This window comes from Acinetobacter pragensis, assembly GCF_001605895.1.
In the GTDB taxonomy this organism is placed as follows: Bacteria; Pseudomonadota; Gammaproteobacteria; order Pseudomonadales; family Moraxellaceae; genus Acinetobacter; species Acinetobacter pragensis.
In genome coordinates, this window is the sequence record NZ_LUAW01000001.1 from 75,217 (window position 1) to 98,245 (window position 23,029).

Consider the following 23,029-nt stretch of genomic DNA (forward strand, 5'->3'; position numbering starts at 1 on the left):
ATTCGGTGTTAAGCCATAGGATGAGACAATAAAAAGAATCATCTAAAGAACAGCCATCTCTCTGTATGAAAAATAAAATAGTCAATGTACATATTGCTTGCTGGTTTAGGCCCTTTGACTCAGCGGCAAGCATCAGAAAAGATTTGGCCTGATCACGTGAAGGGGGAACTAGCGCTTAATTCAAATATTGTCGCAGCGCTTTGACTTGAGCAGAACAGAATTAGTCAAAGTTATTTTAATTCTGTGAGTCCAGCGCTTGTACAGCTGGAGCTGTTCAACAGTAAACACGCAAGCAGTAAAGTTATGCCGGCTGGTGGCATAAAATTCTATAAATTTACTCAAGTCGTTTATAGGCCATGATGATTGTGCATAGTTCGATTTTTAGCCTATATTAAAGAAGGGCTTAATGCATGTGTTTTGAACATTGATTCATGCTGGCAGCGCTGTATTTTTCATAAATAGACAATATAACTATGAATAGATAATAACTTTTGAAGGATGTATGCCATGAATAAACAACGTCAGCATCTGCAAAAATATTTGGTATTGGGCTTTATGTTTTTCAGCCCATTCAGCGTTGCTGAAACTATACAGGGAATCCATTTTGTGCATAAGGACTGGGAGCTGGCCTGTGACAATACCGGGACATGCCGTGCCGCAGGCTATCAGGCAGATGACCATTTAGACCGGCCAGTTTCGGTGCTGTTGCAACGGGCCGCAGGATCAAACCCGCCAGTCACCGCACGGCTGAAAATAGATTCAGATCATTTGCCGGCACAGCGTAAAAACGTGAATGTCAGTATGCTGGGACGCAGCTACGGCACTGTGGCTATTCATGAGCAGACCGGAGAAGGCACGCTGAGCGGACAGCAAACTCAAGCGCTGCTCAGGGCTGTACAAGGTTCAGCGCCTATTATTTTTACAGCCGATCAGGTTGAATGGGCGTTGTCCACAGAAGGCGCCAGCGCGGTACTGCTGAAAATGGATGATTTTCAAAAAAGGATTGGCACTGCATCTGCTTTGCTCCGCAAAGGCAAGCTGTCCAATGCCGGGGTATTAAAAATACAGCCTTTGCCTTTAATTCAGATCAAAGGTTATAGCCGAGGCATCGCCAAGCGTTTGGATGTAAATACAGCGCCAGCCAAGCAGCTGGCGGAACAGCTGAAAAAGTCAGTCAATAAAGACCAATGCTGGACGCTCTATGAACAGAATTATCTGCCGGATGATCAAATGGCTATTTATCCGCTAAACCGAAATCATGTGGTCGTTGAAGCGCCATGCTGGCGCGGCGCTTACAATTACGGCTACGGTTATTGGGTGATGGATAAAGCTTTGAAGCAAACGCGGCAGCTGGTAACGGCATCCGGTTCCAGCTTCAGTGAAGGGCAGATTTTTGCTTCGCAAAAAGGAAGGGGCATTGCTGATTGCGGCTCGCAAGAAGAATGGGCATGGAACGGCAGCCGATTTGTGCAAACTTACCGGGCGATGCAGGCGCAATGCAAAGGCTTTGCTGGCGGCGCTTGGCAAATGCCGATCTTCATTTCAAAAGTACATGCTGCGCAGTAAAAAGCGTCCGGCAGGACGCTTTTTTTGATTCCAGACGGCATTCACTCTGCTTGAGGCTAAAAGCGTTTAGGGATTTTCTGTCCGTTTGGCACAGGGGTTTCTGCATTTTTCAGCACGCCAAAAAGCCATATTTCTGCATGATGCACGGCTGTTTTTACATCATCGCCCAAGGCCAAGCGTCCAGCAATATAACTGGCCAGTGAGCAGCCTGATCCGTGATATTCACCAGCCAATCTTGGACATTGTGTCTCGGAAATCAACTCGCCCTGAATATATAAAGCATTGCGGATAAAATCTGGTGTATCTTCATGACCGCCTTTGACCAATACGGCTTGTGCGCCCATAGCAAACAGCTTTTGGGTTGCCAGATTCAGATCTTGCTCGCCGGTTAAGGCCTTTAACTCAACGGTGTTGGGAGTAATCAGGCTGGCCAGAGGAATCAGCTCAGCAAATGCTTGAACTAAGGTGGCCTGATTGCCCAATGAACCGCCGCTGTTGGCCACTAAAACCGGGTCTAAGACATATAGATATTGCGGCTGTTCACGCAGAAACTCTGCCAGCGCCGCAATATTGTCTGTTGTCCCCAGCATGCCGGACTTTACACATTGAATAGGCAAATCATTCACCACGGCGTGAGCCTGCGCCAGCAGCAGTTCTTTAGATGTGGCGCTGAAACCAAAAACTTGCTGTGAGTTTTGAATGGTCAGGGCTGTACAGGCGATGGCGGCATGCGCGCCGCTTTGGCCAATAGCTTCAATATCAGCTTGCAGGCCAGCGCCGCCAGAGGGGTCTAAACCGGAAAAGCACAGTACGGTCGGTCGCACAATGGTGTCCTTCTTATGCAAAATTTGAGTTAGTATAGGCAAGTTTCAGGCAACACTCGAGTGCATTTTGCGGAGTGGCGAATAAGGTGCGGCGCGTGATTAAGAATATTTTGATTGATTTGGATGGAACATTGACCGACCCTAAGGTCGGCATCACGGCATCGGCGCGCTATGGGCTGGAAAAAGTAGGTCATCCAATTAATGAACATATCAATATTGACTGGATTATTGGCCCGCCGCTCAAAGCTTCTTTGGCCAAAATTCTGAATGTGGCCGTTGACGATGATTTAGCCGAACAGGCTTTACTGGGCTATCGAGAACGTTTTTCGGTGACGGGCCTGTTTGAAAATCAGGTCTATCCGCATGTACCTGAAACCTTAGAGGCCTTAACGCAGCAAGGCCTTAAACTGTATGTCGCGACTGCCAAGCCGACGATCTATGCCAAGCAAATTTTAGAGCATTTTAAATTGGCGCCGTATTTCAGCAAGATTTACGGCAGTGAGCTGTCGGGTGAGCGCACCAATAAGGCGGAGCTGATTGCCTATATTATAGATCAGGAACAGCTGGCTGCCGCAGAATGCCTGATGGTTGGCGACCGTGAATATGATATTTTAGGCGCGCGCCATAATGGCATTGACAGTATTGCTGTGACCTATGGTTACGGCACAGCAGAAGAACTGGCGCATGCGCAGCCCAAAAAACAGATTGAATCTTTTGCAGATTTGGCTGAGGTTATTCCATCGCTTTGCAGCCAGCCGGCTTAAAGCGACGGGCTCGCTTTTTCAAGCGACAGTACGGCCGCCAGCGCAATCAGATACAGCACAATGAGGCCAATCATCAGAAGGCGAAAAGTATGTGAAGCCTGAGCGGGCAATTTCTCATGCTCGATGGCTTCGCCATCTTTTAAAAAGATTTGCACGATGCGTGCATTGGCGCTGAGCGCCATCTCCCGAATGGCTTGAATTTCAATCCCGTCTGACCGCATTTCGGTACGGTCCATAAGCTGAATAAAGACAATGGGCTGCCCAAAGTCGTGCCATTTTAAATTGGCCTGCTGTAAAAGCTGAGCAAAATGCTGTTCTGCAAGGGGATAATTCAGCGCAAAACTGTCCGAATAGTCAAAAGAAATAGGGCAGATTTCTTGCGCAAGAATGTCGTGGCTTGATGAACGCAACAGCATTTGCTGCTGTGTGATTTGCACCCAAAGGGCTTGAGGATAAATGCTTAAATAATCTTGAATCATTGATTTTTCTGTTTTTTTTATTTTTAGATAAACAGTATCTCACTGAATTTATAATAAATGAAGCCATTTAAAGTAAAAATTATTTCTGCTGGTTTTAGATCTGCGGCCTCAAGCCTTATGTGAAGGCTATGGCCATTATTTGCAGTACAGCCCTGCGCGCATTTTATTTTGTAAGTTGGCTTGTGTCTTCAGATCTAATTTGAAAAAATTTGGCTGAATCCATGAAAATTTAGAAAAAACAAATGCCAAACTCATTTTTATCTGCTCATGCATGGCTCAGGCCGCTTGCGCCGCGCGACCCGCATGAAAAGCACCGCGTCGCCACTTCCTTAGAGCTGCTGTTTGATCTAATTTTTGTGGTCGCAATTGCGACGGCGGGACAGCAGCTGCATCATGCCATTGTTGAAAACCATTTAGCGCACGGCTTAACGCTTTATGGCATGGTGTTTTTCGCGCTGTGGTGGGCATGGATGAATTTCAGCTGGTTTGCCTCTGCTTATGATAATGATGATGCGCTGTACCGGATTTTAACGTTTATACAGATTATTGGCTCATTGGTTATTGCGGCTGGCATTCCTAGCGCATTTCAGCAGCAGGACTTTGATATCATTATTATCGGCTACGCCATTATGCGCCTGAGTCTGGTCACGCAATGGCTCCGTGTTGCAAAACATGATGCTGAACGGCGCAAAACAGCGCTGCGTTATGCCTTCGGTATTATTCTGGTGCAATGCGGCTGGCTGCTGTTTCACTTTTCACCTATCCACTTTACGGTTTATTTATTTGTGCTGCTGGCGGCGGCTGAGCTGTGTGTGCCTGTTTTTGCAGAGGCTGCCAGCAGAACACCGTGGCATGCGCATCATATTGCAGAGCGCTATTCACTGCTGACAATTATTGTTCTGGGTGAATCGATTGTCGGCTGTTCAATTGCAATTACGGATGCGCTGAACAATCAGCGCTTCAGTACCGAGCTGATTTTTCTGATGATTGGCGGCTTGCTGATGATGTTTACCATGTGGTGGGCCTATTTTGACAGTGAAATTGCAGAAAGGCTGAACAGCCGTAAGATGGCTTTTGCATGGGGCTATGGCCATTTTTTTGTTTTTATCAGTATTGCGTCTATTGGCGCAGGCTTGGCGGCGGCTGTTGATGTGGTATCGCATAAGGCGCTGATCAGCTCAGTTCAAGAAAGCTATTTTGTGGCAGTCAGTTTAGTGCTGTATACGGCAAGCCTTTATGTGCTGCACGAGGCGCACCATCAGCATGGGTTAAAAAAATGGATTTACCCGCTGACAGTGGCAATTGTTCTATGTATACCCGCTGTGATTGAGCCTGTGGGCTATGCGATTTTTGCCATGGCTGTGGTCTATGCGCTAAGGCTGATTTTTACAAAATCTTGTTCAGTAAGGGCATAATTTTTATAGCCAATATTTTAAAGCGAATCAAAAAATTAGCATGAGCGTAAACAGAATTTTGCTGTAAAAACGGCCGATTCAGCAGAAGGTGGGTGAATTTGTAAGATCTTCTTTATGGATGAAATGGTTCTTGCTGCTAAACAACTGAATCTGGCGGGCACTGGCATTGTATTTCATGTCTGGTCGTGCCCGCTGTTCAATACAGGTCAATCCATTTTCAAAACCCCGCTGTTCAAGCGGGGTTTTGAATTGCGCCATGCGGCAGAACCCATGTTTTTTGGATGGTGTAATGGCCTAGCCTGTAGAATATTTTAAAACTGATAATATTCAGAGCGGCCATTGAGCTTTTAGCTTCAGTTCCAGTCTGTCTAGGGTGCATTATTTATAACTGCTTAATGTATCCAGTATTCAAAAATGCCATTCAAAGAACACAGGCCAAGGCTGCTCAATTTTCAGCTTTAGACTAAATTTTGAGCCTGTCCCAGCATATTTTTATTGACGTTATCTTCTAAAATAGAAAATAAGCGTTCCTGAGCTTCATCTGTGGCCCAGGCAATATGCGCTGTGAGCATGACATTCGGATGATTCGTCTTCAGCAGGATGTGGTCTTTAGCGGGCGGCTCCTGATCCAGCACATCTGCGCCAAATCCAGCGAGCTGATGATTTTCTAAAGCATGAAGAATATCCTGATTATTAACCAGGCCGCCGCGGCCGACATTGATCAGGATACTGTCTTTTTTCATCCGTTTCAGAATACTCTGATCAATCATTTCACGAGTTTCATTGTTCAAGGCGCAATGCAATGACAGAATGTCGGCCTGCTCAATTGCCTGATCAAAAGAGACATAGCCTTCACGGCAATCTGCCGCATTTTTGCGCTCACTGAAAATAACATTCATGCCAAAGGCCTGCGCTTTGACGGCTAAAGCTGCGCCAATTTCACCTTTGCCTAAAATCACCAAGGTTTTGCCTTTTAATTCACGTATCGGTGACGCCAAATAAAAGGACAAGGGGCCTTCAGACCATGAACCGTTTTGCACGGCATTAAGCTGGGCGCCAAAATTTTTGATTAAATTCATCATGAGAATAAAAGCATGTTCCGCGACAGCATCGCCTGCATAACCGCGAATATTGCAAACTTTGATGTTTTTAGCTTTAAGCAAATCCAGATTGACATGATCATAGCCCGTAGAGCATAAGGCCAGCAGCTTAAGGTTCGGGTTGTTCGCTAAAATCTGTTCATCTACTTTTAAGTCACTGATGATAATCACATCTTGGTCATGGACTTGAGTATAAAATTCCTGCTGGCTGAGCTGTTCGTATTCTGTGTATTCTGCTGGAAAATCAAAATTAAACGCTTTATTGATTAACACGCCTTTTTCAGCACAAGTAATTTTTAAAGTTTTCATAAATCCATATCTAAATGAAAGAGTAGAGGGGAGAGCGACTTATTTTTTGATCAAATTGTAAGCCATTTTTGTGTCGTCCAATTGCACTAAAGACGCATGCCTTGCCGACAGAGGATCTTTGTTTTCAATGGCCGTTAAAATAGCTTTATGCCGTGGCAGTGAATGGCCTTGCAAATTGGGCCGGAGGCTGGTCACTTGAATCGACTGCTGCAGCGGTAAAACCAGCATTTTTGACATATAGGCGAGCAGATCGTTATGAGTCGCTTTGGCAATTGCAAGATGGAAATCGATGTCGGGCTGTATAAAATCTTCTACGGTCGCTGCTTTTTCCATGCCGTCGTATGCTTTTTTAATTTGTACGATATCTTCTTCAGTTGCCGTACTGGCCGCTATATAAGCCAACTCAGGTTCTAAAACTCGGCGAACAGTTGAAAGCGTTTTAAAAAATTCATTTTCAGGTGTGGATTGGATGAGCCAAAAAAGCACATCAGGGTCTAATAAATACCATTCATCTTTGGGGCGAACGACGGTGCCAATTTTAGGGCGTGAATAAGTCAAGCCTTTGGCATTAAGTACCCGTATTGCTTCACGAAAAACTGGACGACTAACCTGAAATTCCTCACATAGCTCTGCCTCAGAAGGAATCTTTTCATTTTCGGCAATTTCGCCGGAAACGATTTTCAGACCCAATTGCTGCACAATAAGCGCATGCTGGCTTTTACTTGGAACGGGGTTTTTATAGTCGGCGTTACTCATATTCTGCAATTAATCATATTTGACCATAGTATGGTATAGATGACCCTGCGAATTAACAAGATCATCTATTTTTTAGCCACTTAGTGTGAATGACGCGGGACTTCTGAACCTCGGCAACCGACAAGAAAGTCAAAGTCACAGCCTTCATCAGCCTGAAGCACATGATTCACATACAGCTGACGGTATCCGCCAATAAAGTTAGGCTTAGGCGGCTCTGATAAATTGGCCAGACGATGCTGCAATTCTTCATCGCTGATATCTAAATGCAGTCTGCCTGCATAAGCATCAAGTTCGATAAAGTCGCCATTTTGCACAGCGCCTAATGGGCCGCCTGCCATCGCTTCAGGTGCAACGTGCAGCACAACGGTGCCGTAAGCTGTTCCGCTCATGCGGGCATCGGAAATACGGACCATATCGGTGATGCCTTTTTCAAGAATCTTTGGAGGCAAGCCCATATTGCCGACTTCGGCCATGCCCGGATAGCCTTTGGGCCCAGCATTTTTCAGTACAAGGATGCAGCTTTCATCGACATCTAGATCAGGATCAGCAATACGCGCTTTATAGTCGTCAAAGTTTTCAAATACCACCGTGCGGCCGCGATGTTTCATTAATTCCGGTGAAGCCGCGGAAGGTTTTAACACCGCGCCTTTAGGTGCAAGATTGCCGCGCAAGATGCACATTCCGCCATCTTTGCGCAGCGGGTTATCTATTTGACGGATCACTTCATCATTGTAAATCGGTGAGTTTTGACAGTTGTCCCAGATGCTTTCACCGTTGACGGTCAGCGCTTGCGGATGCGGCAATAAATTATGTTCACCCATGCGGCGGATGACTGCAGGCAAGCCGCCGCTATAATAAAATTCTTCCATCAGGAAACGGCCTGAAGGCTGTAAATCGACAATGGTTGGCATGCCGCGGCCGACACGGTTCCAATCATCCAGTTCTAAATCTACCCCAATACGTCCAGCGATGGCTTTTAAATGAATCACTGCATTGGTCGAACCGCCAATGGCTGCATTTACTTTAATGGCATTTTCAAACGCTTCTTTGGTTAACACTTTAGACAGCGTCAAATCTTCTTTGACCATGTCTACAATCCGCATGCCGGATAAATGCGCCAAAACATAACGGCGTGAATCTACCGCAGGAATCGCCGCATTGTGCGGCAATGAAGTGCCTAAGGCTTCAGCCATGCACGCCATTGTCGATGCCGTGCCCATGGTATTGCATGTGCCTGCTGAACGCGACATGCCCGCTTCTGCAGACAGGAATTCATTCAGGTCAATTTTGCCGGCTTTTAATTCTTCGTGCATTTGCCAAACAATAGTCCCTGCGCCGATGTCTTTGCCTTTATGTTTTCCGTTAAGCATCGGGCCGCCAGTCACCACAATTGCCGGAACATCACAGCTTGCAGCGCCCATCAGCAGTGCAGGGGTGGTTTTATCACAGCCTGTAAGCAGCACAACGCCATCCATTGGGTTGCCGCGAATGGCTTCTTCTACATCCATACTGGCCAAATTGCGTGTCAGCATAGCGGTCGGGCGTAAGTTGGATTCGCCATTCGAAAAAACTGGGAACTCTACGGGATAGCCGCCCGCTTCTAAAATCCCTTTTTTTACATGTTCGGCAATCTTACGGAAATGCGCATTGCACGGGGTCAGCTCTGACCACGTATTGCAAATGCCAATAATTGGGCGTCCATCAAATTCATGATCTGGAATCCCTTGGTTTTTCATCCAGCTGCGGTACATAAATCCGTTTTTATCTGTCGTTCCGAACCAGGCGGTTGAGCGTAAAGGTTTCTTTTCTGACATCTCAATATCCTTATATAGTATTACTATTTAAATAATATAAAGCAAAATACACTAAAAAAAATCTTTTTAAAAGGGTTTGAAATTTAAATAGTAATACTATATTTTAAATTATAGAGATTTTCCTTTGGCATGATGCCTAAGAATAAATATATGAAAGGTGGAGTCGAATATGGATTTCGAAAAGGATGTTATACGGACGGTGACATATAAGCTGATCCCTGCATTAGTCATACTTTATCTTGTCGCCTATATCGACCGGGCGGCGGTCGGCTTTGCTCATTTACATATGGGCGCAGATGTCGGCATTGGTGACGCGGCCTATGGGCTGGGCGCTGGCCTGTTTTTCATTGGTTATTTTCTGTTTGAAGTTCCCAGCAATTTACTGTTGGATAAATTCGGTGCGCGCAAGTGGTTCACGCGAATTTTATTGACATGGGGCTTAATCACCATGGCAATGGCGCTGATTGAAGGCCCGAAAAGCTTTTATGCGCTCAGATTTTTACTTGGTGTGGCTGAAGCCGGATTCTTTCCAGGTGTCTTATATTTAATTACCCAGTGGTATCCGGTACGGCACCGCGGAAAAATCATGGGCATGTTTGTCTTGTCTCAGCCGATTGCAATGATGATTGCAGGCCCATTGGCAGGCGCATTGCTTGGCATGGACGGGGTAGCGAATCTGCATGGATGGCAATGGCTGTTTATTGCTGTCGGTTTACCAGCGGTTATTCTTGCTTTGCCTACCTATTTGTACTTGCCGGATGATATCAATAAAGTTAAATGGTTAAGCGATCAGCAGAAAATCTGGCTCAAAAATGAGTTGGTTAAAGATGAATCTGAATATGATCAAACACGGCATGCCAATCCGCTGCATGCATTAAAAGATAAACGCGTATTAACCCTTGCGCTTTACTATCTTCCCGTCACCTTAAGTATTTACGGCCTAAATCTATGGCTGCCGACCATTATTAAACAGTTTGGCGGCGGAACAGATCTGCAAGTGGGCTTTTTGTCCAGCATTCCTTATGTGTTCGGCATTATCGGCTTGCTGATTATTCCACGCAGCACCGACCGTTTAAACGACCGTTACGGGCATCTCAGTTTTCTGTATGCCACAGGCGCCTGTGCGATGTTCTTGAGCGCGTGGTTAAGCTCGCCTGTCTTGCAGCTAGCTGCACTGTCTGTTGTCGCTTTTTGCCTATTCTCCTCGACTGCGGTTTTCTGGACTTTACCGGGACGTTTTTTAACAGGGGCAAGTGCTGCTGCCGGCATTGCATTAATTAATTCAGTCGGCAATTTAGGCGGCTATCTTGGGCCTTATGGCATCGGGTTATTAAAGGAATATACAGGCAACATGGCTGCAGGCTTGTATTTCCTCTCTATCGTTATGGTCTTCGGCCTGATTTTGACTTATTTCGTTTACTCAAAATTGGAAAGAAACAAATCTCAAAAATTGAATGTTAATAAACAAGCGTAAAGGGAATTCCGAATGAATGTTATTCAGTTTGAAAATCAGCATGATCAGCGCGCTGTCGGTATTGTGGAAAATAATACGGTTAAATGTGTGAACGGCGTAGAGAGCGTGCGCGATTTAGCTTTAATGGCCATTAAGAATCAGTTCAGTTTGGAACAGCAAGTGCAGCAGCTTGGCTATAGTGATGAAAGCTATGACTATTCATTTTTATTGGCAGAATTAAAAGTCCTTCCGCCTTTAGATCATCCTGATACGGCGCATTGCTTTATATCCGGTACAGGCTTGACCCATTTGGGTTCAGCATCTACGCGCGACAAAATGCATCAGCAGAATTTAAATGATGCTGCATCAGTGACCGACACCATGCGCATGTTTCAGTGGGGCGTTGAAAAAGGCAAGCCTGCCGCAGGTGATGTCGGCGCGCAGCCTGAATGGTTCTATAAGGGGGATGGCTCTATTGTTGTTCGCCCCGGTACAGATTTGCCGTTGCCTCCATTTGCAGAAGATGGGGGAGAGGAGCCAGAAATTGCAGGCTTATATGTGATCGGTCCAGATTCAAAACCGTACCGCATCGGTTTTGCGCTGGGGAATGAATATTCCGATCACGTTATGGAACGCCGCAACTATTTATATCTTGCGCATTCTAAATTACGTTTTTGCAGTTATGGGCCAGAGCTGCGCACAGGTGAACTTCCCAACCATTTAGTCGGCACAAGCCGTTTGCGCCGCGATGGAGAAGTCATCTGGGAAAAAGAGTTCTTATCAGGTGAAGACAATATGTGTCACAGCCTAAGCAATCTCGAATATCACCATTTTAAATATCAGCAATTTTTAAAACCTGGGGATGTGCACATTCATTACTTCGGTACTGCGACGCTGTCATTTGCAGACGGTATGCAGGCGCAAGTAGGCGATGAATTTGAAATTGAAATGAAAGAATTCGGCCATCCGCTGAAAAATAAGCTTGCACATACTCAGCCTGAATTACCAATTGGTTCGGTTATTACACTTTAAGGACACCGCGATGATTATGGGAAAAAACTTTATTGCAGGCCAGCGCAGCGCGCTGGGAAGTGAAATCCTGCACAGCATCAATGCCTCAACAGGCGAAGCGCTGGCCTATGAATTCCATCAGGCCACAGAGCAGGAAGTCAGCCAGGCCTGTGAAGCCGCCAGCCAAGCGTTTAAAAGCTACCGCCGCACTTCGCCTGAACAGCGCGCTCAGTTTCTTGAAGCGATAGCCGATGAACTGGATGCGCTGGGGTCGGATTTCCTTGATACCGTTTCCCAAGAAACAGCCTTGCCGATTGCCCGCCTGCAAGGCGAACGCGGCCGGACCAGCGGCCAAATGCGCTTATTTGCCAAAGTCTTGCGCCGCGGGGATTTCCTCGGAGCGCGCATTGATACGGCATTGCCTGAGCGCCAGCCCATGCCGCGTGCCGATCTGCGTCAAATTAAAATTGGCGTGGGCCCCATTGCGGTCTTTGGCGCCAGCAACTTCCCGCTGGCATTTTCAACCGCCGGCGGTGATACCGCTTCCGCTTTAGCCGCGGGCTGCCCCGTGGTGGTCAAAGCGCACAGCGGCCACATGGCCACGGCAGATTTGGTGGCGCAAGCCATTGAGCGGGCGGCAGAAAAAACCCAGATGCCTAAAGGCGTATTCAACATGGTCTATGGCAACGGTGTGGGCGCATCGCTGGTCAAGCATCCGCTGATTCAAGCGGTCGGCTTTACCGGCTCCCTGAAAGGCGGCCGGGCGCTGTGCGATATGGCCGCGGCCCGCCCGCAGCCCATCCCTGTCTTTGCAGAAATGAGCAGCATCAATCCAATGCTGATGCTGCCTGCCGCGCTTAAAAGCCGCGGAGCGCAAATCGCTCAGGATCTGGCTGATTCTGTGGTAATGGGCTGCGGTCAGTTCTGCACCAGCCCGGGCTTGGTGATTGGGATCAAATCACCAGAATATGGCCAGATGATAGAAGCCTTGGCTGATATTCTGAATGCCAAGCCAGCACAGACCATGCTGAATGCCGGCACATTAAAAAGTTATGCTTCAGGTCTGGAGCATTTAGCGGCGCATGACGGCATTCAGTATTTAGCCGGTCAGGCGCAGCAAGGGAATCAGGCGCAGCCTCAGCTGTTTAAAGCTGATGTGCAGCTATTGCTGGCAGCGGATCAGCTGCTGCAGGAAGAAATCTTTGGCCCGGCGACCATCGTGATTGAAGTGGAAGATCAGGCGCAGCTGATTCAGGCGCTCGACAGCATGAACGGCCAGCTAACGGCCTCGCTGATTGCGGATGAAGCGGATTTAGCTGAGTTTGCAGAAGTCGTGCCAGTACTGGAAGAAAAAGCTGGACGTTTATTGCTGAACGGCTATCCAACCGGCGTGGAAGTGTGCGATGCCATGGTGCATGGCGGACCGTATCCGGCAACATCAGATGCGCGGGGCACGTCTGTCGGTACGCTGGCCATCGAGCGCTATCTGCGCCCGGTGTGCTATCAGAACTATCCGCAAAGCTTATTGCCGGAAGCCTTGCGTGATGAGAATCCGCTGAATCTGCTGAGACTGGTCAACGGCGAGATGACCCGGAACGCAATCTAAAAAAAGAGAGGCCCTATTCGGGCCTCTTTTCAATCACAAGGATGAGAAAATGAAAATAAATACATTTAAACAATTAGGCCTGCTGTCTGGAATTGTATTGGCGATGAACTGCTATGCGGACTCACTGCCATCAGCCGAGAATAAGCAGCAGGAATTTTATATAGGCACGTGGACCGCAAGCGCTCCAGATGGGCTTGGTGCTTTAAAATCAGATTTTCCAAGCCAAGGCATTTATAAGGTCCGTTTAAATGCAGACGGGACTTTATTGCCGGTAAATTATGTTGAAGCGGATAATCCATCATGGCTGGTCATTGATAAAAAGAACCAATATCTTTATGCAACAAATGAAGACAATGCCGATGCTGACGGCTCTGTTTCAGCATTTAAAATAGATCAGGAGGGCAATTTAACCTTCCTGAATGCAGTCAATAGCTTGGGGCAACAGCCGACACATGCTGAAATTTCGCCGGATAATCATTTTCTGTTTGTCGCGAATTATTCTGCCCGGCCTGCTCATGCAGGTGTTGCTGTATTTGCAATTCTTGACAATGGTTCATTGGGGCCGGCAGTACAGAACATTCCTTTCTTGAAGGGAAGCAAAGCCTTGCCTGAGCGCCAAATAGATGGTCATGCGCATTCCATTACCTTCGATCCAGAGGGTAAAAAAGTCTATTTAGCAGATTTAGGAAGCGATCTGATTCAGGCATATGACTATCTTCCTAAAGCAAAGCATCCCTTAAAAAGAAATGAAACGTCAGATTTGCATTTTCCGGCATGCAGCGGGCCCCGTCATTTGAGATTTAGTAAAAATGGCGATTACGCATATGCTTCCACAGAAATGGGCGCTCAGGTTGTAGTCTTTAAAAGAGCAGATGGAAAATATACCAAGATTCAGCAAGAAAATTTAACTGAGCAGAACAGTGCGGATTTTAAGGGCGGCGCGGGGCTGCTTCTGTCTCCAGACCAACGGTTTTTATATGTGGGAAATCGGCGTAAAAGCAATGAAATTGCAGCCTATTCAGTTGACCAAGAAACAGGACGGTTAACTTTGGTTGGACGTTATTCGAGCGGCGGTATTGAGCCGCGCGCATTCGATATTGATGCAACCGGTCAGTATTTAATTGTAGCCAACGTTTTTAGCAACACGGTGAGCCAATTCAAACGCAATATAGAAACAGGGGCATTAACTCCAACACGTATGGCTTTACAGATTGGCTTGCCCACAGATATTAAATTTATTTCGAAATAAACGGGTATTAGGAAAAAAAGAGAGGCCCTATCCGGGCCTCTTTTTTTTAGATTGTGTTTCGGGTCATCTCGCCGTTGACCAGTCTCAGCAGATTCAGCGGATTCTCATCACGCAAGGCTTCCGGCAATAAGCTTTGCGGATAGTGATGTGCAGATGTTATTGGGTTAAGAATAGAGTTTCCTTAATTTTTTGGCATTAAGATAGTCTGTGGAATAATAATATCAACTTGAAATTATGCAAATTAGGGTCTTCTCTATCTTTATATTTAACGGTTATTTAAAGTTTTATATTATTGCAAAATGAATTACATTATTTTTTTGTTTTGAACATAAAAAAACCGCCATTCATGGCGGTTTTTTTATGATATTTTATGCGTTGCATGATGTTTAAAAGTAAAAATTTACCTTTAAAATCAATATGTTACCAGCTTAATGCGCCGCCGGTTTGGTAGTCTGTTACGCGAGTTTCGAAGAAATTCTTCTCTTTGCGCAAGTCCATCATTTCTGACATCCACTGGAATGGATTATTTACGCCAGCAAATTGTTCAGGCAAGCCCAGCTGAGCTAAACGGCGGTTACAGATGAATTTTAAGTATTCTTCCATCATTGCTGCATTCATGCCCAATACGCCGCGCGGCATAGTGTCGCGTGCGTATTCAATTTCAAGCATTGTGCCTTCCAAAATCATTTGAATGATTTCTTGCTGGAATTCGGCTGTCCATAAACCTGGGTTTTCGATTTTGATCTGGTTGATCATATCGATACCGAAGTTCAAATGCATAGACTCATCACGCAAAATGTACTGGAACTGCTCAGCAACACCATTCATTTTATTACGGCGACCCATCGACAAGATTTGGCTGAAACCGCAATAGAAGAAGATGCCTTCAAGCACGCAATAGAATGCAATTAAGTTGCGAAGCAAGATTTGATCGTTCTCAGGCGTACCGGTTTGGAAAGTCGGGTCGCTTAAAGACTGAGTATATTTCAGGCCCCACGCTGCTTTACGCGCAACAGACGGCACTTCGCGGTACATGTTGAAGACTTCGCCTTCATCCATACCCAAAGATTCGATACAGTATTGGTAAGCATGTGTGTGAATCGCTTCTTCAAATGCTTGGCGCAAGATGTATTGACGGCATTCAGGGTTGGTGATGTGGCGGTAAATCGCTAATACCAAGTTATTCGCCACCAAAGAATCGGCAGTCGAGAAGAAACCTAAAGAACGCATTACAATCGTACGCTCATCTTCAGTTAAGCCGTTTTCAGACTTCCAAAGCGCGATGTCATGGTTCATGTTGACTTCTTGCGGCATCCAGTGGTTTGCGCATCCGTCTAGATATTTTTGCCAAGCCCATTCGTATTTGAACGGTACCAGCTGGTTTAAGTCAGCGCGGCAGTTGATCATTGCTTTGTCGTCAACCTGTACACGCTGTGCGCCCATTTCAAGCTCTTCCAAGCCAGGCGCGGCATCAAGTTGCTCTAGGGCAGCAGATGCTCTTTCCATTGAATCGGTTGGATTTGATCCGCGACTTCCAGCGGTTCGAGCGGGTTGTGCAGCTGCCACATGCGACGATGATTGGAGTGCATCAGATACCACTTGCGAATCAGCCGTTTTTTTCGGCTCGACGGGCGCAGGCTGGTGAGCTTGTGCAGCTTGTTTCGGTTCATCATCTTCGAAATCGTCCCAACTTAGGATAGACATAACAATTCTCTCTTCGTTGCTTTATATCTTTTATAAGACATCCAGCTGTTGAAGCTAAGACATCCTACTATACGCTCATTCTGTGTAAGCAAAATTAAGTTTTGTCGATGGATGCTCTAATTTTATTCGGAAGAGCAAATATCCCCACTACTTATTTTGATTGCGCTGCTGTTCCCGAATTTTGACCCATGCGTAAGTCAATGGAACATAAAAACAAACAATGAAGGAAACCACCAAGGCAATAAGGCCTAACAGATAGTTATGCGTCATATGGGGCATAGCGGGTTCCTTCATTTATCTTTTATTCTGAAATCCTCCCTAACCCTCCTTTGAAAAAGCAGGGAACTCCAACCATCGAAAGTATGGAAGTCCCCCTTTGGGAAAGGGGGATTCAGGAAGGATGTGAAACCTGTCAGATTACTGACAAGCCTCACAATCAGGATTATCAATTGAACATGCCATCGGCACTGGTGCAGCTTGGCCAAAACCGTCGTCTTCAACAGATGCTTCAGGTTTTTTCGCTTCAACTGCTGGAGCTGCTGCAACCACAGGCGCTGCGGCTGCAGTCGCTTTGACTGCATTCAATGCGCCAGTATTAATAGTCGATTTTTCTGCAGAAGTTGCACCCAATGCACGAAGGTAATACGTGGTTTTCAGACCGCGCAGCCATGCCATTTTGTAAGTCATGTCCAGTTTCTTGCCGTTTGCACCTGAGATGTAAAGGTTCAGAGACTGAGCTTGATCGATCCATTTTTGACGGCGTGATGCAGCGTCCACAATCCAGCGCGGTTCAACTTCAAACGCAGTCGCGAAGATTGCTTTCAGCTCTTCAGGAATGCGTGAGATTTTTTGAACAGAACCTTCAAAATGTTTCAGGTCGTTGACCATAACAGAATCCCAAAGGCCCCGGTCTTTCAACGCACGTACCAAGTACGGGTTGATCACTGTGAATTCACCAGAAAGGTTGGATTTCACATACAGGTTTTGGAATGTCGGTTCAATCGATTGCGAAACACCGCAAATGTTTGAAATGGTTGCTGTTGGTGCAATTGCCATTACGTTCGAGTTGCGCATGCCGTCTTTTTGAACTTTTGCGCGTAATGTATCCCAGTCCAAACGCTGCGTGCGGTCTACTTCAAACATGCGTTCAGGGCGCGACTTAGCAACTAGATCTAAAGAGTCGATCGGCAGGATGCCTTGATCCCACAATGAACCTTTAAATGTTTCGTATGTACCGCGTTCAACGGCTAAATCGCTTGATGTCGCAATTGCGTAGTAGCTGATCACTTCCATAGATTCGTCAGCAAAATCAACAGCTGCATCTGAACCATAAGCCAGTTTCATTTCATATAAAGCATCTTGGAAGCCCATGATGCCCATGCCGACTGGACGGTGTTTCAAGTTCGAATTGCGCGCTTGCGGCACAGCGTAATAGTTGATGTCAATCACGTTGTCGAGCATACGCACCGCAGTTTTCACTGTGCGCGCCAGTTTTTCACGGTCCAGCACACCGCCTTGAACGTGCTGTACAAGGTTAATTGAGCCTAAGTTGCAGACTGCAATTTCATCGGCATTGGTGTTCAGCGTAATTTCTGTACACAAGTTAGATGAGTGAACTACGCCCACATGCTGCTGCGGAGAACGCAAGTTGCAGACATCTTTAAATGTGATCCAAGGATGGCCTGTTTCAAACAGCATAGACAGCATTTTGCGCCACAAATCTTTTGCACGGATTTTTTTGTGCAGCATATTTGTTTCTTTCGCAATCGCTTCGTAGTGCGCATAGCGCTCAGCAAATTCTGCGCCAGTTAAATCATGCAGGTCCGGTGTTTCAGACGGCGTGAACAGTGTCCATTCAGCATCTTCAAATACACGCTGCATGAACAGGTCTGGAACCCAGTTTGCAGTATTCATGTCGTGCGTACGGCGGCGGTCATCACCTGTGTTTTTACGCAGCTCAAGGAATTCTTCAATGTCCAAGTGCCAAGTTTCAAGGTATGCACAGACTGCGCCCTTGCGCTTGCCGCCTTGGTTGACTGCTACAGCGGTATCGTTCGCTACTTTCAGGAACGGAACAACACCCTGTGATTTGCCGTTTGTGCCTTTGATATAAGAGTTCAAGGCGCGAACAGGCGTCCAGTCATTGCCTAAGCCGCCAGCCCATTTAGACAGCATTGCGTTATCACGCATTGCGCCATAAATGTTGTACAGGTCATCGCCGATTGTTGTTAAGTAGCAGCTCGACAATTGCGGACGGAGCGTGCCTGAGTTGAACAGTGTCGGCGTAGAAGCCATGTAATCGAAGCTGGACAACAAGTTGTAGAATTCGATTGCGCGGTCTTCACGGTTTTCTTCATTGAGCGATAGGCCCATTGAAACACGCATGAAGAACAATTGGGGCAATTCAAAGCGTACGCCATCTGAATGGATGAAGTAACGGTCAAATAAGGTTTGCAGGCCGAGGTAGGTAAATTGGTTTGAGCGTTCAGGCTGAATCGCAGCGGCCAATTTAGCCAAGTCAAAGTTAAGCAGTTCAGCTGAAAGCAGATCAAGCTCAATCCCTTTTTTCAGGAATATCTCTAAAGCATCGCCTTCGTCAGTATCTGTAGCCAGACCCAAGAATTCCAAACCAGTCGCAACAAGGTTGTCACGCAGCAGGCGCGCAGTCACGTAAGTATAGTTAGGTTCTTGCTCAATGCGGGTACGGGTCGCCATCATCATCGTGGTTGCGATGTCTGATTCTTTTACGCCGTTATATAGGTTTTTAACGGTTTCATCGATAATGGCTTGAACATCAATGCCTTCCAAGCCTTCAGCCGCTTTGGCAATATGGGCTTCAAGCGCGCTGAGATCCAGCGGGCGAAGCTGGCCATCAGCAGTGGTGACTTGCAGTGTAGGGTGATGATTTGCGCCAGTCAGCTTGCGCGCTTCAGCACGCTGGTCGCGGTAGATCACATAAGAACGCGCAACTTTTTGTTCACCTGTGCGCATCAGCGCCAGTTCAACTTGGTCTTGAATTTCTTCAATGTGGATCGTGCCGCCAGAGGGTAAACGGCGGTTAAACGTATTCAATACCATCTCGGTAAGTTGAGAAATACGGTCGTGGATACGGCTAGAGTCAGCACTCTGCTGGCCTTCAACAGCCAAGAACGCTTTGCCGATCGCTACAGAAATTTTTTCCGCATCAAAAACGGCAACATCACCGGTGCGCTTGATCACCTGCAATTGGCCTGGGGTAGACGTGATTACGCTCATGTCAGCATAGCTCCATTGTCATCTATTGTTATGTTTATAGACCGTTTGAACCGGGCAAAAACTATGCCACAGTGTTTGAGGTTTAAACACAAGACTTAGTGGTTTAAAAATGAATTGGACACAAGATACGGGAAAATTTAGGTCAGATCAATATTGACATTTTATTAAATATTTTGATCTGTTTCGATGAAAATCCTTCTCGAAAAAATCCCTATTTTTTATCTTTCTTGTTTAAGCCTTATTGGACAAGGGCATAGCATAGCAAAGCTGGGTTTAAGTGCTTATAGATAACCTTGTGGATAAGTTGAAAAGCTAAAAACTTATTGAATCTTTATTCATCTGATTGCTGTAAATATAGGCGTTGGCTGTTTTTTATTCTTTTTGTAACTGAATGTTTGCGACAAAGCCTCTAAAAAGGGCATTTCAGAAAAATATAGCGAATTCAATGCTTAAAACTTTTAACAAATTGCAGCCTTGATGTATCAGTTTCGTGAACAGCATCTTGTTTACAATGTAAACGTGTGTATATTGCAAAATATATTGAATTGTATCTCTTGGATTTTTAAGGGATACATCCAGTCAGATAAAGGGGCACTCTATGAGCCAAGAAGAAAAGTTACCTAAAATTTTAATCGTTGAAGACGATGAGCGCCTTGCTCGCTTAACTCAAGAATACCTTATCCGCAATGGGCTTGAAGTAGGGGTTGAGCCAGACGGAAACCGCGCAATCCGCCGCATTATCGCAGAACAGCCGGACATGGTGGTTTTGGATGTCATGCTGCCGGGTGCGGATGGCCTAACCATTTGCCGTGAAGTGCGTCCGCATTATCATCAGCCTATTTTGATGCTGACTGCGCGTACGGAAGACATGGATCAGGTGCTCGGCCTTGAAATGGGTGCAGATGACTATGTTGCTAAGCCTGTACAGCCGCGCGTATTGCTGGCGCGTATCCGCGCCTTGCTGCGCCGGACAGATAAAGTGCCTGAAGATGAAGTGGCGCAGCGTATCGAGTTTGATGATCTGGTGATTGATAATGGCGGCCGTTCAGTGACATTGAACGGTGAGCTGGTTGACTTTACCAGCGCTGAATATGATTTGCTGTGGCTGCTGGCGTCAAATGCCGGCCGCATTCTTTCGCGTGAAGATATTTTTGAGCGTCTGCGCGGTATTGAATATGACGGTCAGGACCGTTCAATTGATGTGCGCATTTCCCGCATCCGTCCAAAAATCGGCGATGATCCGGAAAATCCGAAACGCATTAAGACTGTACGCAGCAAGGGCTATCTGTTTGTAAAAGAAACCGGCGGCATTTAATTCATGCCGTCCTTTTGGGCTCAAACAGGACACATTTAAGTGTTGAAGCACAGTATTTTTTTGCGCATCTATGCAGGACTGGTCATTTTGGTGGTCTTGGTGGCTTTGTTCGGCTATTTGCTGGTACAGATCATCAATTATCAGCGTGCGCAGGAATACCGCGAATCCCTGACGGATGGCATGGCCTATATCATCAGTGAAGGCATTGCCCGTCAGCCCAATGAGCAGCAGCGCATGGATTGGATCTCTGATGCATCCAATCTGCTGGAATTGCCCATTTATTATGTCAAAGCCAATAAAGTTGATTTAACCCGCGCTGAATCCAGACGGATTGAAGAGCGCAAGGCAGTGGTGCGCTGGGATGCGCAAACCAATGTGGCCTATATTATTATTGGCCTCAAAGATGATGCGAATCACCTGCTGTATATTAAAGCGGAAAATATCACTGAACGGCAAATGAAAGCCTTGCCTGTCTTTGTGCTGGATTATTTGGTTTATTATCCGGGACAGGAAAAAGAATATTTAGCGCGCATTCAGCATTATTTCTCATATCCAATGGAAATTGTGGATGTCAAAAGCCTGCCTTTGGATTCTGAGCAAATTGGCCGCTTAAGGCTGGATCACAGCATTATTCTCTACCGTGACAGCGCAACAGTTCGCGGCACCACTATTTCTATTGTTTCGCCTATTCCAAGTTCAACGTCAGAAGTGCTGATGATGGGCCCTGTGCCTTTGTTCAATTGGATGCCTTTTCAGCTGGCTGCCGGCATTACCTTGCTCAGCTTATTTGTATTGAGCCTTGGCGTATATGGCTTGCTGGTGCCCATGCAGCGTAAGCTGCGCGCTGTCAACTATGCGTTGAATAAGATGAAAACAGGCGATATGTCTGTGCGCCTGCCGGTCGAAAGCACCGATGAAGTGGGTTCATTGGCGTCCAGCTATAACTCTATGTCAGACCATATTCAGCGTTTGATTGAAGCGCAGCGCGAGCTGATGCGTGCGGTATCGCATGAATTGCGCACACCTGTTGCGCGGATCCGTTTTGGCATGGAGATGCTGGCGGACGAAGATGACTATGAATACCGGCAGCAACAAGTTGAGCAGATTGATAAGGATATTGAAGCGTTAAACACTTTAATTGATGAGATCATGACCTATGCCAAGCTGGAGCAGGGTACACCGTCATTAGATTTTGAGCAGATTGTACTGTTTGAAGTGCTGGATCAGGTGATTATTGAAACTGAAGCGCTGAAAACTGGCAAAATTTTAGAACTTCAGGCGCCGCCATTGGCGGTCGTTGTAGATGCTGAACGCCGTTATTTGCACCGTGTTGTGCAGAATCTGGTGGGCAATGCGGTACGTTATTGTGATGACCGCGTTCTGATCAGCGGGGGCTTGAATGAAAATGGCATGGCCTATATCAGTGTTGAAGATGACGGCCCCGGTATTCCTGAAGATGAGCGTTCGCGGGTTTTTGATGCTTTTGCGCGGTTGGATAACAGCCGTACCCGGGCGTCAGGCGGTTACGGATTAGGTTTATCGATTGTCAGCCGGATTGCCTATTGGTTTGGCGGGACAATTACGATTGATGAAAGTCCGAGCTTGGGCGGCGCGCGTTTTATCATGACGTGGCCGGCAACGCGTTTTAAAGACAGCAAGCGTAAAGCGGGGGATGCATCTAAAGATCTGGATGCAGAAAGTTAGCATGTTGCTGAATTACCGATAGAACGAAGATCAATCTGCAGTGCTAGGAAGCTTCGTTTTTTAAAGATGAAAAACCTGTAAAAAAAGCCATTCAGATGAATGGCTTTTTTATTTGAACACTATTTTTTAGCTGCAGGTTCTGTCAGTAAAATAATTTTTTGAATGAACCGGATGGCTGATTGAATTCACGCTATTCATGAAGCGTTGCGTCAGGCGCAATAATTTGTTTACCGTTTTTTAAGCCGGCCAATGCATTGGTGTTGAAATCAATCAGCAGTGAATTGTTTTTAGCATCAATCGCATAGCGGCTAATCAGCCTTTCATCGCCATTGAGCGTTTCAACCTTGTATTCGTCAGCAATGTTCATGATGCCGTCTAGATTTGTTGTTGCGGAGGCCTTGTCTTGGCGGAACAATTCATAGATATCACGCAAATCAAAAATGGCATTATCAGCGTCTGGATGCTTTTCTACATAATTTTCAATGTGACGGATAATCAGCTGGGCAAACAAAAAATAGTCAGGCTTATGCGTAAACTCTAGGTTCATGTATTGCTCCTTTTTGTAGTGATTTGAATGTTTTATATAGAAATAGCACAAAAAATTTAAATGCGGACATTTAGTTTGGATTTGTTGCAAAAAAATACAAATGGGCTGGGGAAATGCCTGCCTGTATGCTGCCGATGTGATGGATCAGCTGCAGCTCG

19 protein-coding genes and 1 pseudogene are annotated in these 23,029 nt (G+C 46.2%); 10 read left to right on the top strand and 10 right to left on the bottom strand.

All coding sequences use genetic code 11. The features are described from left to right. The first annotated feature begins 507 nt into the window (after nucleotides 1–507). On the top strand, nucleotides 508–1,566 hold the full coding sequence (locus AZH43_RS00370) for a DUF1176 domain-containing protein (RefSeq protein WP_067665150.1): 1,059 nt from the start codon (nucleotides 508–510) through the stop codon (nucleotides 1,564–1,566). 56 nt (nucleotides 1,567–1,622) lie between these two features. On the opposite strand, the gene AZH43_RS00375 is transcribed toward AZH43_RS00370, so the two are convergent. Beyond that, a complete protein-coding gene (locus AZH43_RS00375) occupies nucleotides 1,623–2,390 on the bottom strand; it encodes a hydroxymethylpyrimidine/phosphomethylpyrimidine kinase (protein ID WP_067665153.1) in 768 nt (255 codons plus the stop codon). A 95-nt stretch (nucleotides 2,391–2,485) separates the two neighbouring features. Between AZH43_RS00375 and AZH43_RS00380 the strand changes: the two genes are divergently transcribed. Next, entirely contained in the window at nucleotides 2,486–3,154 is a 669-nt protein-coding gene (locus AZH43_RS00380; protein ID WP_067665499.1) for an HAD-IA family hydrolase, read from the top strand. Here the strand turns inward: AZH43_RS00380 and AZH43_RS00385 are convergent. Further along, nucleotides 3,151–3,633, bottom strand: coding sequence for a hypothetical protein (locus AZH43_RS00385; RefSeq protein WP_067665156.1), 483 nt, complete (start codon nucleotides 3,631–3,633; stop codon nucleotides 3,151–3,153). The two genes, AZH43_RS00380 and AZH43_RS00385, sit on opposite strands and share 4 nt — an antisense overlap. Before the next feature lie 242 nt (nucleotides 3,634–3,875). Here AZH43_RS00385 and AZH43_RS00390 point away from each other — a divergent pair, with 242 nt between their 5' ends. Both AZH43_RS00390 and AZH43_RS00395 read left to right on the top strand, forming a co-directional pair. Then, nucleotides 3,876–5,048, top strand: a complete 1,173-nt coding sequence (locus AZH43_RS00390) for a low temperature requirement protein A (RefSeq protein ID WP_067665159.1) — start codon at nucleotides 3,876–3,878, stop codon at nucleotides 5,046–5,048. Between the two features lie 114 nt (nucleotides 5,049–5,162). Further along, nucleotides 5,163–5,363, top strand: a complete 201-nt coding sequence (locus tag AZH43_RS00395; protein WP_067665162.1) for a hypothetical protein — start codon at nucleotides 5,163–5,165, stop codon at nucleotides 5,361–5,363. A gap of 143 nt (nucleotides 5,364–5,506) precedes the next feature. On the opposite strand, the gene AZH43_RS00400 is transcribed toward AZH43_RS00395, so the two are convergent. The 3 genes from AZH43_RS00400 to AZH43_RS00410 form a co-directional block, all read right to left on the bottom strand. Next, nucleotides 5,507–6,457 carry an NAD(P)-dependent oxidoreductase gene (locus AZH43_RS00400; protein ID WP_067665164.1) on the bottom strand — a complete coding sequence of 317 codons (951 nt, stop codon included), beginning with the start codon at nucleotides 6,455–6,457 and terminating at the stop codon, nucleotides 5,507–5,509. A 39-nt stretch (nucleotides 6,458–6,496) separates the two neighbouring features. Further along, nucleotides 6,497–7,213, bottom strand: a complete 717-nt coding sequence (locus tag AZH43_RS00405) for a FadR/GntR family transcriptional regulator (RefSeq protein ID WP_067665167.1) — start codon at nucleotides 7,211–7,213, stop codon at nucleotides 6,497–6,499. A gap of 80 nt (nucleotides 7,214–7,293) precedes the next feature. Continuing rightward, entirely contained in the window at nucleotides 7,294–9,027 is a 1,734-nt protein-coding gene (locus AZH43_RS00410; protein WP_067665170.1) for an IlvD/Edd family dehydratase, read from the bottom strand. Nucleotides 9,028–9,196: 169 nt separating this feature from the next. Between AZH43_RS00410 and AZH43_RS00415 the strand changes: the two genes are divergently transcribed. From AZH43_RS00415 to AZH43_RS00430, 4 genes are read left to right on the top strand one after another with little or no spacing between them, the layout of a single operon-like run. Next, nucleotides 9,197–10,501 (top strand): MFS transporter, encoded by a 1,305-nt coding sequence (locus AZH43_RS00415; protein WP_067665173.1) that lies wholly within the window; start codon nucleotides 9,197–9,199, stop codon nucleotides 10,499–10,501. Nucleotides 10,502–10,513: 12 nt separating this feature from the next. Beyond that, entirely contained in the window at nucleotides 10,514–11,512 is a 999-nt protein-coding gene (araD1, locus tag AZH43_RS00420; RefSeq protein ID WP_067665176.1) for an AraD1 family protein, read from the top strand. Between the two features lie 10 nt (nucleotides 11,513–11,522). Beyond that, nucleotides 11,523–13,097 (top strand): aldehyde dehydrogenase (NADP(+)), encoded by a 1,575-nt coding sequence (locus AZH43_RS00425; RefSeq protein WP_067665179.1) that lies wholly within the window; start codon nucleotides 11,523–11,525, stop codon nucleotides 13,095–13,097. 49 nt (nucleotides 13,098–13,146) lie between these two features. Further along, nucleotides 13,147–14,346: a lactonase family protein gene (locus tag AZH43_RS00430; protein ID WP_081406736.1), complete on the top strand. Its 1,200-nt coding sequence runs from the start codon at nucleotides 13,147–13,149 to the stop codon at nucleotides 14,344–14,346. 46 nt (nucleotides 14,347–14,392) lie between these two features. On the opposite strand, the pseudogene AZH43_RS18590 reads toward AZH43_RS00430, so the two are convergent. The 4 genes and pseudogenes from AZH43_RS18590 to AZH43_RS00440 form a co-directional block, all read right to left on the bottom strand. Beyond that, a pseudogene (locus AZH43_RS18590) lies at nucleotides 14,393–14,491 on the bottom strand (ketoglutarate semialdehyde dehydrogenase); the annotation flags it as partial. A gap of 275 nt (nucleotides 14,492–14,766) precedes the next feature. Next, a complete protein-coding gene (locus AZH43_RS00435) occupies nucleotides 14,767–16,050 on the bottom strand; it encodes a ribonucleotide-diphosphate reductase subunit beta (protein WP_067665182.1) in 1,284 nt (427 codons plus the stop codon). A gap of 147 nt (nucleotides 16,051–16,197) precedes the next feature. Further along, entirely contained in the window at nucleotides 16,198–16,329 is a 132-nt protein-coding gene (locus tag AZH43_RS19035; protein WP_264753337.1) for a hypothetical protein, read from the bottom strand. A 138-nt stretch (nucleotides 16,330–16,467) separates the two neighbouring features. Further along, entirely contained in the window at nucleotides 16,468–19,305 is a 2,838-nt protein-coding gene (locus tag AZH43_RS00440; RefSeq protein ID WP_067665184.1) for a ribonucleoside-diphosphate reductase subunit alpha, read from the bottom strand. Nucleotides 19,306–19,903: 598 nt separating this feature from the next. On the opposite strand from AZH43_RS00440, the gene bfmR reads away from it, so the two are divergent. Both bfmR and bfmS read left to right on the top strand, forming a co-directional pair. Beyond that, nucleotides 19,904–20,620, top strand: coding sequence for a response regulator transcription factor BfmR (gene bfmR / locus AZH43_RS00445; protein WP_067665187.1), 717 nt, complete (start codon nucleotides 19,904–19,906; stop codon nucleotides 20,618–20,620). 39 nt (nucleotides 20,621–20,659) lie between these two features. After that, nucleotides 20,660–22,324: a sensor histidine kinase BfmS gene (bfmS, locus tag AZH43_RS00450; RefSeq protein WP_067665190.1), complete on the top strand. Its 1,665-nt coding sequence runs from the start codon at nucleotides 20,660–20,662 to the stop codon at nucleotides 22,322–22,324. A gap of 190 nt (nucleotides 22,325–22,514) precedes the next feature. Here the strand turns inward: bfmS and AZH43_RS00455 are convergent, their stop codons facing one another. Next, complete coding sequence (locus AZH43_RS00455; protein WP_067665196.1) at nucleotides 22,515–22,871, bottom strand: hypothetical protein; 357 nt, start codon at nucleotides 22,869–22,871, stop codon at nucleotides 22,515–22,517. Nucleotides 22,872–23,029 lie beyond the last annotated feature (158 nt).

What these genes read in the sequence shown, in the direction of transcription:
- AZH43_RS00370 (WP_067665150.1), top strand. Translation starts at nt 508, where the DNA reads ATGAATAAACAACGTCAGCATCTGCAAAAATATTTGGTATTGGGCTTT.
- AZH43_RS00385 (WP_067665156.1), bottom strand. Translation starts at nt 3,633, where the DNA reads ATGATTCAAGATTATTTAAGCATTTATCCTCAAGCCCTTTGGGTGCAA.
- AZH43_RS00390 (WP_067665159.1), top strand. Translation starts at nt 3,876, where the DNA reads ATGCCAAACTCATTTTTATCTGCTCATGCATGGCTCAGGCCGCTTGCG.
- AZH43_RS00395 (WP_067665162.1), top strand. Translation starts at nt 5,163, where the DNA reads ATGGATGAAATGGTTCTTGCTGCTAAACAACTGAATCTGGCGGGCACT.
- AZH43_RS00400 (WP_067665164.1), bottom strand. Translation starts at nt 6,457, where the DNA reads ATGAAAACTTTAAAAATTACTTGTGCTGAAAAAGGCGTGTTAATCAAT.
- AZH43_RS00405 (WP_067665167.1), bottom strand. Translation starts at nt 7,213, where the DNA reads ATGAGTAACGCCGACTATAAAAACCCCGTTCCAAGTAAAAGCCAGCAT.
- AZH43_RS00410 (WP_067665170.1), bottom strand. Translation starts at nt 9,027, where the DNA reads ATGTCAGAAAAGAAACCTTTACGCTCAACCGCCTGGTTCGGAACGACA.
- AZH43_RS00415 (WP_067665173.1), top strand. Translation starts at nt 9,197, where the DNA reads ATGGATTTCGAAAAGGATGTTATACGGACGGTGACATATAAGCTGATC.
- araD1 (WP_067665176.1), top strand. Translation starts at nt 10,514, where the DNA reads ATGAATGTTATTCAGTTTGAAAATCAGCATGATCAGCGCGCTGTCGGT.
- AZH43_RS00425 (WP_067665179.1), top strand. Translation starts at nt 11,523, where the DNA reads ATGATTATGGGAAAAAACTTTATTGCAGGCCAGCGCAGCGCGCTGGGA.
- AZH43_RS00430 (WP_081406736.1), top strand. Translation starts at nt 13,147, where the DNA reads ATGAAAATAAATACATTTAAACAATTAGGCCTGCTGTCTGGAATTGTA.
- AZH43_RS00435 (WP_067665182.1), bottom strand. Translation starts at nt 16,050, where the DNA reads ATGTCTATCCTAAGTTGGGACGATTTCGAAGATGATGAACCGAAACAA.
- AZH43_RS19035 (WP_264753337.1), bottom strand. Translation starts at nt 16,329, where the DNA reads ATGCCCCATATGACGCATAACTATCTGTTAGGCCTTATTGCCTTGGTG.
- AZH43_RS00440 (WP_067665184.1), bottom strand. Translation starts at nt 19,305, where the DNA reads ATGAGCGTAATCACGTCTACCCCAGGCCAATTGCAGGTGATCAAGCGC.
- bfmR (WP_067665187.1), top strand. Translation starts at nt 19,904, where the DNA reads ATGAGCCAAGAAGAAAAGTTACCTAAAATTTTAATCGTTGAAGACGAT.
- AZH43_RS00455 (WP_067665196.1), bottom strand. Translation starts at nt 22,871, where the DNA reads ATGAACCTAGAGTTTACGCATAAGCCTGACTATTTTTTGTTTGCCCAG.